Source organism: Kitasatospora sp. NBC_01246 (assembly GCF_036226505.1).
GTDB lineage: Bacteria > Actinomycetota > Actinomycetes > Streptomycetales > Streptomycetaceae > Kitasatospora.
The window spans coordinates 412,782-425,213 of the sequence record NZ_CP108484.1 but is presented as its reverse complement, the minus strand read 5'-3'; the positions used below and the strand labels follow the sequence as shown (position 1 = coordinate 425,213).

The following is a 12,432-nucleotide window of genomic DNA, read 5'->3' as shown; positions in this document are numbered from 1 at the left end:
CGGAGAACGAGATGTCCGAGTACGTCATCGAGTACGTCATGGTGTCGGCGGCGATGACCATCGCGAGGCCACGCCAGCCCGCCTCCCTGCGGGCACCGGTCGCCCCCGCGTCCTCTTGGACGGAGGACGGCCGTCCACGCTGCCCGGTGGGGGCCGGGCAGCGGGAACGGCCGTCGGCGGACTACGGGGTGGGCGTCCAGCGCTGGGCGCCGGTGCCGTTGCAGGTGGCGAGTTCGAGCTTGGTGCCCGAGGCGGTGGCCGCGCCGACGGGGGCGAGGCAGCGGCCGCCGTTGGTCACGGTGCCGGCGCCGCCGAGCTGCCACTGCTGGCCGCTCGACCCGTTGCAGGTCTGGACGGCGGCGACGGCCGCGCCACCGTCCAGGCAGCTGCCACCGAGGCCGGTGAGGGTGCCGTTCGGCTGGAAGGTCCACCGCTGGTTGGGTCCGCCGTGGCAGCCGTAGAGGGCGGGCTGGGTGCCCGGGGTGCTCGCACTGCCCGGTAGGTCGACGCAACTGGAGGAGGCGGCGTTGACCAGCTCCGCGTTGCTCGGCAGCGGGGTGGGCCGGCCGGTGGCGGTGATCTCCGCCGCACTGGTCCAGGGGCCGCGGCCGCCCGCCTCGGTGAGGGCCCGCAGCCGCAGGTAGCGGCCGGTCGTCGGGCTGAAGGTGACGGTCTTCGCCCCGGCGGAGTCGGCGAAGGTCCCGGTGGCGACGGGCGTCCCCCAGGTGTCGGCACTGTCGGAGACGTACACCTCGTACGACCCGATCCGGCCGTTGCTGCCGCCGTCCTGGCGCGGCAGGTAGGTCATGCCGTCGACGTTGTAGCGGGCGCCGAGGTCGATCCGGACCTCGTGCGGCAGCGGGGCGTTCCCGGCGGACCAGGCGGTGTGCCAGAGGGTCGCGGGGTCGCCGTCGAAGGCGTTGGCGGCCGCGCCGTTCTCGGCCGCGGTCTCCTGGCTGTCGGCGGAGACGAGCTTCCAGCCGGCCTGCGGGATCGGCGTGGCGGAGGTCGGGATCGCGCTCCCGGCCGCGACCGTCACACCGGACGCGGTCACGGTGAACGCGCCGGACCTGTCGCCGGCCTTGATCCACAGCACGCCCGAGCGGTCGGCCGCGTCGAAGTACCAGCCGGTGGCGGCGCTGTCGTAGGCGCTCTTCGAGCCGTACGCGGCCAGCCGGGTGCCGCCGACCGAGACCGCGCTGGGGGCCGAGGCCGCGTGCACGCTGAACTCGTAGCCCCGGGAGGCCGGCTTGCCGGTGTAGGACCCGGTGCTGGCGCCGACGTCGATGGTGACGGTGCCGGTGCCGGCTGTCGGCGCGGTGACGTTCACCGGCTGGGTGGCGGAGGCGCCGCCCTGGTAGGCGCGGGTGATCCCGTCGTCCTCGTAGAGGCTGAAGGAGGAGTTGCCGCGCGGGTAGACGTCGTACGTCAGGGTGGAGACCGGCTTCTCCCCGGTGTAGTTCATCTGGGGCCACATCGGGACGATGCCGCCGCCCTTGACGAACAGCGGCAGGGTGTCCAGCGGCGCCGCGTAGCCGTTGAGCCAGCCCGGACCGTTGTAGGCCTTGCCGGTCCAGTAGTCGGTCCAGGTGCCGGCAGGCAGGTAGATGCCGTCGCGGGTGGTGGTGTCGGTGACCACCGGGGCCACCAGCAGGGAGTCACCGGCCATGAACTGACCGCTGGTCAGATTGCCCCGGGCGACCGGATCGTCGGGGTACTCCAGCACCATCGCCCGGGTGGAGGGCACACCGGTCTGGGCGGCGGTGTGGCTCATCGTGTACAGGTACGGCATCATGCGCATCTTGAGCTGGAGGTACTTGCGGTTGATGGACAGGTACGGCTCCGAGAAGCGCCAGGGCTCCTTGTCGTTGTACCCGGCCGAGGGAGCGGTCGGGCCCCAGCCGGACATGGTCATGAACGCCGGGGTGAACGCCTTCCACTGGAGGTCCCGGACGTAGGTCTGCGGGCTGCCGCCGAAGATGCCGTCGACGTCGCCGGACGCGTAGTTGAGGCCCGAGAGCCCGGCTCCGGTGATGGCCGGCACGTGCCAGCGCATCGCGTCCCAGGTGCCGGAGGTGTCGCCGGTCCAGACGACCGCGTTGCGCTGGGTCCCGGCCCAGCCGTCCACCGTCCACACGTAGCGCCGGGCGTCGGAGTTGTCCTCGATGCCCTTGACGGCCTGCTGGACGCCGTCGAACGCGTACTTGTAGCCGCCGCCGATCCACGCGACGTCGGTCTTGACGCCCCGGCTGCCGGCGGTCCTGACCTCGTCACCGATGTTGGACAGACCGGTCGACGTCCACAGGCCGGTCTGGAACCCCTTGGCCTTCAACCCGCTGACAGCACCGGGCAGATCGGTGTAGCCGCAGCCGTAGCCGTCGTTGGGCAGGAACCAGCCCGACGGCATGTCGGCGTTGCGGGCGTCCGTCGCGTAGCCGACCACGTCGGGCGTCGTCTGGTGCCGGACGCGGTCGTGGTCGCCCTGGTAGGTGGGGTTCGAGGCGTTGAAGCAGTCGGCGTTGCCCAGTTCGAAGCCCCACATCGGGGCCAGGAAGGGCTTCCCGGAGACGTCGGTATAGGAGTTCAGCACGCCCTTGAGCGAGTCCCCGACGACGTACCAGGCGTCGAACCGCTTCTCGTTGTGCGTGAACGAGCCCGGTGCGCCGAAGCTGTAGCTGCCGGGGGCCCAGGTGTTGCGCATGACGCCGTAGCCGTTGGTCGACATGTAGAACGGCGCCGGGCTGGCGTTGTCGTTCTCCCGCCAGGTGTTGCTCACCGAGATCGGCACCGTCTTGCCGCGCAGCGCCCACTCGCCCAGCCGCAGGCCGGTCCCGTAGAACTGCTCGTCGGCGCCCTGGGTGAGGTACTGGGTGGTCTGGGAGGCCGTCCAGGTGGTGGGCTGGGCCTCCTGCCAGATCGGCGTGGTGTTGTCCGCCCGGTAGAGGGCGAACCGCAGCGGCGACTTGTAGACCCTGATGGTCATCGCGTCGGTGTTGATCCGGTAGTAGGCGCCGGCGTCGGAGTGACTCGTCACCACCGGGCCGAAGTCGGTCTTCACGGCCAGCGCGGAGCCGGCCGGGTCGTCGGTGAAGGCGCCGGTGGGGGAGAGCCAGATCCGGAAGATGTCCGCCCGGGCGATCGCCACCCGGGCCTTCGCCCCGCTGGACGTGCTCACCGTGTAGGTGCTCCCGGACTGCGTGAGCCCGGTGGCGTTCCCGGCGGTCGAGGCCGCGGCGGCCGAGGCCGGACCGGTGACGGAGAGCACCGCCCCGACCAGTACGGCGACGAGCCCGGCCGCTAACGGCCGCCCCCCACCCCATCGTTGCCACCAGCGGGTTGTGTTGCGAGGCATGCGACGTCCTTCACGGGAGAAGGTCCGAACCCGCCGGCGAACGCGACGGGCGACTGGCCGAGTGGGCAGCGTAGGCATGACACCACTCACCAAAAGTGCAGTCAAGAGAACGAACATGAGCGCAACTGCTTCTTTTGACTCAGATAACTGCAACTAGGCCCTGGTCGGGACCGCTCGTGCGGGGGTCGCTCCGGCCGCTAAGCCGCTGTCATGGCCGAGTTTATGCAGGTGCGGGAGTTCGATGGGCGATTTGTCCAGAAATGGCGGCGCGATGGTGCAGAAATCTGAAGGGAGATGCGGGGAAAACCGCACCTGTGATCAGACGTGCGAGGAATCGGACTCCGAGGCGCCGGTTCGGGCGAGGGCGTCCCGGAGGGCGGCCCAACCCCGAGGTGCTGGCGGTCGTGGGCCCCGCCGACCGCACCCGGCGCCGCGACCTGGTCCGCCGGGTGGCCGCCGCCCTGGTGGAGTGACCCGCGCTGTGCGGGGGCGGCTGTCCGGCGGGGCCCCCGTCGCTGTGAGGCGCGTCACTGACCGGGCGCGCCGCGGCCGCCCTGCGTGATCATGACCGGATGGACACTCGTTTCCTCGGCATCGCCGAGTTGGCCGAAGCCCCGTCCGTGGCCGTCGTGGTCGACGTCATGCGCGCCTTCACCGTGGCACCCTGGGCCTTCGCCCGGGGGGCGGAGAAGATCGTTCTCGCCGAGTCGCTGGACGATGCCCTGGCACTCAAGGCCCACCACCCGGAGTGGCTGGCGCTCAAGGACGGTCCGCCCGCGCCCGGTTTCGACCTCGTCAACTCGCCCGGCCTGCTGCGCTCCGCCGACCTCGGCGGGCGCACCGTGGTGCAGAAGACCACCGCGGGGACGGTCGGCGCACTCGCCGTCAGGGACGCGGCACTGGTGCTGTGCGCGGGCTTCGTGGTGGCGGAGGCGACGGCCCGGCTGCTGCGGGCGCGCGCGTGCGACAGCGTGACCTTCGTGGTCACCGGCGAGGACGGGCACGCGGAGGAGGACCAGGCCTGCGCCCGGTACATCGCCGGGCGGGCCACCGGTGCCGGGACGGACGCCGCCGAGTACCTGCGCCGCGCCGGCGGGTCACGCGCCGCCGCCGAACTCGCCGAGGGGGTGCGGCAGGGAGCCCACCCCGACGACGTCGCGCTCTGCCTCGAACTCGACCGGTTCCCGTTCGCCGTGGTGGCGACCTGGGAGGACTCGCTGATGGTCCTGCGCCCCCACCCGGCGCCCCCGGCGGCCGACGGGGCTTCGGCCCGGGCGCTCCCGGGCGGGTAGCGGGGCACCGGTTGCGGGCCCGGGGCCTGAGCGCCCGACAGACCGTCAGTCGCCCGCGTGGGCGGACGAGCCGGCCGGCTCCCGGCCGGTCAGGGCGCGGGCCCGCATCTCGTCCGCGCGGGAGTTGCCGAGCGCGCCCAGCAGGTCCGCGGCCCGGAGCCAGCTGGCCCGGGCCGCATCGGCGTCCCCGAGGGCCTGCTGGGTCCCGGCCAGGTGGTCGAGCACCTCGGCCTGGTTGTACCCGTCGAGCAGCTCCTCGTAGAGCCCCAGCGAGGTCCGGAAGTGGTGGACGGCCTCGTCCAGTTCGCCCAGGTGGTGGAGCGCGTAGCCGATGCTGTCCCAGGTGGCGGCCTCGCTGAAGCGGTTGCCGGTCTCCTGGAGCAGCGGCAGTGCCTCGCGGCAGGTGGCGATGGCCTCGCGGTGCCGGCCCAGCAGGGTCAGGTACCAGCCCACGGCGTTGAGTTCACGCGCGATGAGGTTGTCGTCCGCCAGGGTCCGGTAGATCGCCAGTGCGGTGCGGGCGTGCCCGAGGGCCTCGCCGTGCCGCCGCTGCCGGCCGCGGACCCAGCCGAGACTGCGCTGCGCGTTGGCCTGGGCGAGCGGCGGCAGCAGGTGGAGCCGGCGTTCGACGTGGCCGACCGCCCGGTCCGCCTCCTCGCTGCGGCCGGTCTCGGCGAGGGCGCGGGCCAGCGAGGCCGCGGTGCGGCAGATGCCCTCCGGATCGTCGAGCAGGAGGGCCGCCTCCAGCGCCAGCCGCTGCATGGCGATCTCGTCGGCCCACTGCCCCCGGGCGGAGAAGTGCGGGATGCAGTCGTGGGCGAGGCCCATCCGGTAGTGGAGCAGCCGGGGGTCGTCGCCCGTCCGCAGGGCGGCCAGGATGGTGCGCTCCTCCCGCTGGAACCAGGCCCGGCCCTGTTCGCGGCCGTCGAAGGGCAGCAGCACCGTCCCGGGCGCCGGTGCGTGGTCCAGCTCGTGGATGGGGCGGGTCTCCGACGCCCGGACGGCGGCCCGGGCGTTGTGGCGGAGGTAGTCGAGCAGCCGGATCTCGGCGGCGTAGCGGTCGTCGCGCTCCTGGTCGAGCAGGTCCCCGGCGTGCTCCCGGACCAGGTCGTGCAGGACGAAGCAGCCGTCCGCGTCACGGCTGAGCAGACTGGCGGCGACCAGGGAGCGCAGCAGGCGGCGGGCCGTCGCCATCGGCTCGCCCGCGGCGGAGGCCGCCGCCTCGGCGGAGAACACCGGGCCCGGCAGCACGGTCAGGTGGCGGAAGAACCGGGCGGCCGCCGGGTCGAGCGCCCGGTAGGACCAGGAGAAGACGGCCCGGACGTCGGAGTGCGGGTCGTCGGTGGTGAGGGCGTCCAACCGGGAGCGGGCCCCGGTCAGTTCACCGGCGGCGACCCGCAGCGCCAGGGCGGGCTCCGCGGCCAGCTGGGCGGCGACGATCGCGACGGCCAGCGGGAGGCGCCCGCACAGCTCCACCAGCTCGGCCGCCCCGGCGGGCTCGGCGGCCACGCGCTCGGGGCCGATCCGTGCGGCGAGCGCGTCCAGGCTCTCCTCGGCCGTCCACAGGCCGAGGTCGACCAGCCGGACCTCGTCGGTGGTGGCGAGTCCGGTCAGGTGGTTGCGGGAGGTGATGACCGTGAGGCAGTGCCGTGACCTCGGCAGCAGCGGCCGTACCTGCTGCGAGTCGCGCGCGTTGTCGAGGAGCACGATCATCCGGCGGTCGGCCAGCAGCTCCCGGAACACGGCGGCGCGCTCCTCGGCGCCGTCGGGGATCGACGCTCCCGGCACCCCGAGCGCGCGGAGGAACCCGCCGAGCGCCTCGGCGGGGTCCAGCCCGGTGCCCGAGGGGTCGAAGCCGCGCAGGTTCACGTAGAGCTGGCCGTCGGGGAACCGGTCCGCGACCCGGTGGGCCCAGTGGACGGCCAGGCTGGTCTTGCCCACTCCGGCCATACCGCCCACGGCGACCACCGGCGGGTGCTCGGCCCGGTCGCCGGGGCCGCCGCCGAGGTGCCGGACGCGGGCCAGGACGTCGTCCCGCCCGCGGAAGGTCCGGAGGGCGGGCGGCAGTTGGCGGGGGACCGACGGAGCCGTGGCGGCGGTCGTCGTCGCCGGAGCCGGGTCGGCGGTGAGCCGGGCGGCGGCCGTCAGCGTGCGCCGTTCGTCCTCGTCCAGGGCCAGGGCGTCCATCAGCTCGTCCAGCGTGCCGTGCCGGGGGACGCTGCGGCCGCGCTCCAGGTCGCCGATCGCCCGCACGCTGACGCCGGACGCGCCGGCGAGCCCGTCGAGCGTCAACCGGGCACGCCCGCGTGCCGCCCGCAGCAGCGCGCCGAAGGTCGCCTGCTCCATCGCCCCACACCCCCCGACCTGCTCCCTCGACGGAGATCATCTCATCCGGGCGGGTCGGTTGTCGCACCCGTCCACCGGGAGGCGGCGGGCGAAACCGCCTGCCAACCGCCGGTCAACTGCCTGGCCCCCGGGCACCGGAGGAGGAGAGAGTGGGCGCGGGGCCACAGCCGGCCCGCCGGGCGGAAGGAGCAGCACACGGTGGAGTCCCTCGCCACGCCCATGGTCGGCCGGGAGGCCGAGCGGGCCGTCCTCGCCTCGTTCCTGGCCGCGCCGCAGGGCCAGGCCCTGGTGCTCAAGGGCGAGACCGGTGTCGGCAAGAGCGCCCTGCTGGAGCACGTCGCGCAGTACGCGGGCGGCGTCGGCTACCGGGTGGTCCGGGCGGTCGGCGTCGAGGCGGAGTCGCACCTCCCCTTCGCCGGTCTGCACCAGCTGCTCCACCCCTTGCTCCCGTACGCCGAGCGCCTGGACGACGTCCACCGGGTCGCCTTCGACGTGGTCTTCGGACGCAGCCAGGAACGGGCCCCGTCCGTCATGGCCCTGGGGATCGCGGTGCTCGACCTGGTCGCGGTCGCGGCCGCGCAGGAACGCCTCCTGCTGGTGCTGGACGACGGCCAGTGGCTCGACGCGGCCAGCGTCGAGGTCTGCGGGTTCGTCGGCCGCCGCCTCGCCGGCAACACCGTGAAGCTGCTGGTCGCCCTGCGGCCCGAGAGCTCCGCCGGGTTCGACGCGGCCGCGCTGCCCGCGCTGCCGGTGCCGCCGCTGGACGGGCCCGCCGCCGAGCGACTGCTCGACGAGCGCCACCCGCACGTGGACCCGCGGGTCCGCCGCCGGGTGCTCGACCAGGCCCAGGGCAACCCCCTCGCCCTCCTGGAACTCCCGTCGTACCTGGGCGGGAGCGCCGCACGGCCCGCCCCCGGGGAGCCGGACGGCCATGAAGTCGTCCCGCTTCCCGACCGGTTCCGCCAGGTCTTCGGCGCGCGCATCGCGGCGCTGGGACCGGCCGCCCGCGCGGAGCTGCTGCGCGGCGCCCTGGACGGCGTCAACGCGGGGGCCCCGGCCGGTCCGACCGCGGGTGCGCGCTACCGCATGCGGGACGTCGACGAGGCGGCGGCCGTCGGCCTGCTGGACCAGGACCACTTCAGCGGCGAGTTCGTGTTCCGGCACCCGCTGGTGCGCTCGACCGTGGTCCGTGCGGCCACCCCGAACGAGCGGCGCGCCGCCCACGCGGCGCTGGCCGAGGTGCACCGGGACGACATCGAGCGCCGGGCCACCCACCTGGCCGCCGCCGCGGTCGATCCGGACGACGAGGTGGCCGCCGCCCTGGAGCAGGCGGCCGCGTCGGCGACCCGCCGGGGCGGCGCGGCCGCCGCGGTGACCTGGCTGACCCGGGCCGCGGAGCTGAGCCGGACCCCGGAGGACCGCTCCCGCCGGCTCGGGGACGCGGCGTTCGTCGCGGGGCACGCCGGACTGCTCGACCAGGCCCAGCGCCTGGTCGGCGCGGACGGCGCGCCCGGCCGGGCCGGGACGACGGCCTCCGCCCTGGCCTTCGCCTACGCCGTCCTCTACGAGGACGGGGACGTGCGGTCCGCCCACCGCCAGGTGGCGGCGGCCGTCGAGCGGATCGTCGACGGCGCGGCCGGGCAGCCGGTCGGCGGCGTCCCGGCGCGGACCATCGGGGGTGCGGCCGGGCGGACCGTCGGTGATGCCCCCGCGCCGAGCGAGGAACTCACCCGGCTGGTGAACCTCCTGCTGGCCGTCAGCCAGTACGCCGGCGACAGCACGTCCTGGCAGCGGACCCACCGCCTGCTGGACTCCCTGGGCAGCCTGGTCCCCCCGAACTCGCGCGTCTACCAGGACGCCTGGTGCGACGTGGTGCGCCGCGGCGCCGGGGTCGGCGAACGCGTCGCCGCGGCGTTCGCCGCCTACCCGGACCTGGACCCGTGGGACATCACCCGGCTGGGCGTGGCCGCCTACCACGTCGACGCCCTGAGCCACTACCGGACGTACCTGCGGCGGAGCGTGCAGCGCGAACTGCGGGCCGGCGCGGTGGGCACCGGCATGACCATGCTGCACCTGATCATGCTGGACCAGACCGCCTCGGGTGACTGGGAGGCGGCCGAGCGGACCGGACAGCAGGTCCTGGAACTGACCCTGGCCCACGGCCACGTCCTCTTCGCCCAGCAGAGCCGGGCCTACCTGGCCGTGCTCGCGGCGCTGCGCGGCGACCTCGACCGTGCACGGGACCTGCAGGCCGTGGTCGACCGGTGGGCCCGGCCGCGGCGGATCGGCTTCCTCACCCAGATCGCGGACACGGTGGGGACGACGGCCGCCCTCAGCGATGGGGACTACGAGGCCGCCTACCTGTGCGCGATCGGCATCACCGCCCCCGGCGTCCTCGAACCCTGCGCGCACCAGGCCTCGCGCACCGTGCTCGACCTGGTGGAGGCCGCCCTGCACACGGGCCGTGCCGAGCAGGCCCGCCGGCACGCCCTGGCGGCCCGGGACGCCGGCCTGCCCGAGGTCTCGCCCCGGCTGGCCGTGATCACCTTCGGAGCCCTCGCCATGACGGCCGAGGACGGCACCGAGGCGGCCGAGATGTACCGCCGGGCCGAGGAGCACCCGGCCGCCGGTGACTTCCCGTTCGAGCTGGCACGCGTCCGGCTGGCGCACGGCATCCGGCTGCGCCAGCACCTGGGGCCGCGGGCCGCCCGCCCGGTGCTCGGCGGGGCCGTCGAGACCTTCGAGCGGCTCGGCGCCCGGGGCTGGGCCGAGAGGGCCCGGGCCGAACTGCGGCTCTGCGGCGCCCCGGCGCAGTCCGCCGCGGCGCACCCGGCGGCGCTGACCTGGCAGGAGCGCCGGATCGCCGACCTCGCCGCCGGTGGCCTGACCAACAAGGAGATCGGCGAGCGGACGCACCTTTCGCCGCGCACCGTCAGCTCCCACCTGTACCGGGTGTTCCCCAAGCTGGGCGTGACCTCCCGCGCGGCCCTGCGGGACGCCCTGGCCGCCCTCCCGGACCAGCCGGGGGAGCAGCCCGAGCGGTAGGGGATTCCTGCTGCGCGTGCGACCCGGATCGTCAGACAGGCGCAGGGCCCGGACCGCCCCGGGCTCAGAGCAGCGTGCCGCACCACACGTTCCGGGCCAGCCAGTCGTCCTGGCTGTACGAGCCCCGTGCGTGGCCGGCCGGTGAGGCCGGCAGTGAGGTGGACGTCTGCTCCGGGCGGATCCGTTCGGGCAGCGTGCGGAAGCGGGCCCGGCCGGCCTCGGCCGCTTCGTCGGTGCCGTGTTCGCGGGGCTTCACAGGGACCTCCGGCTGACGGGTGGCGGATGTGTCGTACCCGGGGAACGTGGCAGCGGTCCGGCGGATTCCCGCGCCGGGGCGGGAGTTCCCACGACCCCGGAAGCCGACCCCGAAAGCCGACCCTGGGAGGGCGGCCCTGGTGGCCGAGCCCCTCCCCGCAGTCGGTCCGGGCCCCGTGCCGGACCAGTTTGACGGTGCGTGAGGGGGCGCAACAGCCGTGGCCGGCCGGTACGACTGCGCCGACGGCGCTGCCCGACCGGCAGTCGGATGACTGATGTGGTGGTGGCCGGCCGCGGCACACAGTTGACCGGCGAGCCCCGGTCGCGGGCCCGACCCCGGTACCCGCGAATCCGCCGGGAGTCTGTGGTCCGCCCCGACCGGCGGCCGCCGCCCCGCCCGACCGAACAACGCCGTTCCCCGTCGGGCACCACACCACACCACCCCTGGGAAGGGACCTCCATGAACCGACGCTTCCTGGCCGCCCTCGCCGCCGCCGTGCCCCTCGCCGCCGCGGTGTACGCACCCGGCGCCTCGGCCGCCGCGCCCGACTCCGCCGCTCCGCACGGCTGTACCAGCCCCGCGGTGCACGCCCCGGCGGGCACCGCGGTGGAGCGGGTCGCCGCGGTCGCCCACGCCGCCGGCACCTTCGACGTACCCGCGGTGTTCCCGCAGCCGGCGGCCCAGGTCCCGGACGTCCCGGCGTTCTGCGACGTGACGATCACCCTCACCCACCCCGGCCAGGGCGACCACGCCACGGTGCGGGTCTGGCTGCCGCAGCAGAACTGGAACGGCCGGCTGCAGACGGTGGGCGGCAGCGCGTACGCCGCCGGCGACTACGGCGCGGGCCTGGCCGGCGCGGTCAAGGGCGGCTACGCCGCCGCCACCACCGACGCGGGCGTCGGCACCTACCTCGACACCACGTGGGCGCTGAAGGCCGACGGCCGGGCCGACCGGGCGCTGCTGGAGAACTTCGCCTCCCGCTCCGAGCACGAGGCCGCGGTGGTCGCCAAGGAGGTCGTCGCCGCCCACTACGACCGGGCCGCGTCCTACTCCTACTTCAACGGCTGCTCGACCGGCGGGCGCCAGGGCTACGCGGAGGCCCAGAAGTACCCGGCCGACTACGACGGCATCCTCGCCAACGCGCCCGCCGTCAACTGGGACGAGTTCGAGGTGGCCACGCTGTGGCCGCAGGTGGTGATGAACGAGGCCGGGACCTTCCCGACCGCGTGCGAGTTCAAGGCCTTCACCGACGCCGCCGTCCAGGCCTGCGACCGGCTCGACGGCGCCGCGGACGGGCTGCTGACCGACCCCGACGCGTGCGGCTTCGACCCGCGCCGGCTGATCGGCACCACCGTCGAGTGCGACGGCGGGCGGCTGACGATCACCGCCGCCGACGCGGAGGTGGTGCGCCGGATCTGGGACGGCCCGCGCACCGCCTCGGGCACGAAGCTGTGGTCGGGCGTGCCGATCGGCGCCGACCTGGCCGGCCTCGCCGGCAGCAAGGTCGACGAGACCACCGGAGAGCGGGTCGGCACGCCGTTCCCGGTACCGGCCGCCTGGGTGTCGACCTGGCTGAAGAAGCAGCCGGCCTTCGACCTCACGACCCTCACCACCGGCCGGTTCGCCCAGCTGTTCCGGCAGTCCGAGGCCGAGTACGACCGGATCATCGGCACCGACGACCCGGATCTGTCCGGCTTCCGGAAGGCCGGCGGCAAGCTCCTCACCTGGCACGGATCCGCCGACCAGTTCATCCCTGCCGCCGGCACGGTGCAGTACCGCGAGCGGGTCGAGCAGCGGATGGGCGGCGCGAAGAAGGTCGACGACTTCTACCGCGTCTTCCTCGCCCCGGGGGCGTCGCACTGCGGACTCCTCGGCCAGGGCGCCGACCTCGCCGCACTGACCGCCTGGGTCGAGCACGGCGAGGCCCCGCGGACGCTGCCCGCCACCCTGCCGACGGCCGACGGCCGGACCGTCACCCGCGACCTGTGCGCCTACCCGATGGTCCCGCGCTACCAGGGCCACGGCGACACCGCCGACGCCGCCAACTTCCGCTGCGGGCCCGCCACCCGGCGCTGACCCGTCCCCGGGCCGTCCCGGTCCGTACCCCTCTCCCCGGGGTGCGGGCCGGGACGTTTCGGCGG

6 protein-coding genes are annotated in these 12,432 nt (G+C 74.8%); 3 read left to right on the top strand and 3 right to left on the bottom strand.

Annotation, left to right across the window (positions count from 1 at the left end; all coding sequences use genetic code 11):
• Window positions 1-181: 181 nt before the first annotated feature.
• The gene (locus OG618_RS01855) at window positions 182-3,352 is read right to left on the bottom strand and encodes a TIM-barrel domain-containing protein (protein WP_329485334.1); all 3,171 of its coding nucleotides are present in this window, start codon (window positions 3,350-3,352) and stop codon (window positions 182-184) included.
• 572 nt (window positions 3,353-3,924) lie between these two features.
• Between OG618_RS01855 and OG618_RS01850 the strand changes: the two genes are divergently transcribed.
• Window positions 3,925-4,644: a 2-phosphosulfolactate phosphatase gene (locus tag OG618_RS01850; protein WP_329485333.1), complete on the top strand. Its 720-nt coding sequence runs from the start codon at window positions 3,925-3,927 to the stop codon at window positions 4,642-4,644.
• Window positions 4,645-4,689: 45 nt separating this feature from the next.
• Here the strand turns inward: OG618_RS01850 and OG618_RS01845 are convergent, their stop codons facing one another.
• Window positions 4,690-6,990 (bottom strand): ATP-binding protein, encoded by a 2,301-nt coding sequence (locus tag OG618_RS01845; RefSeq protein ID WP_329485332.1) that lies wholly within the window; start codon window positions 6,988-6,990, stop codon window positions 4,690-4,692.
• Between the two features lie 198 nt (window positions 6,991-7,188).
• Between OG618_RS01845 and OG618_RS01840 the strand changes: the two genes are divergently transcribed.
• Entirely contained in the window at window positions 7,189-10,035 is a 2,847-nt protein-coding gene (locus OG618_RS01840) for an AAA family ATPase (protein WP_442906727.1), read from the top strand.
• Between the two features lie 64 nt (window positions 10,036-10,099).
• On the opposite strand, the gene OG618_RS01835 is transcribed toward OG618_RS01840, so the two are convergent.
• Window positions 10,100-10,291: a hypothetical protein gene (locus OG618_RS01835; protein WP_329485331.1), complete on the bottom strand. Its 192-nt coding sequence runs from the start codon at window positions 10,289-10,291 to the stop codon at window positions 10,100-10,102.
• A gap of 459 nt (window positions 10,292-10,750) precedes the next feature.
• Between OG618_RS01835 and OG618_RS01830 the strand changes: the two genes are divergently transcribed.
• The gene (locus OG618_RS01830) at window positions 10,751-12,367 is read left to right on the top strand and encodes a DUF6351 family protein (protein WP_329485330.1); all 1,617 of its coding nucleotides are present in this window, start codon (window positions 10,751-10,753) and stop codon (window positions 12,365-12,367) included.
• The last annotated feature ends 65 nt before the right edge of the window (window positions 12,368-12,432 follow it).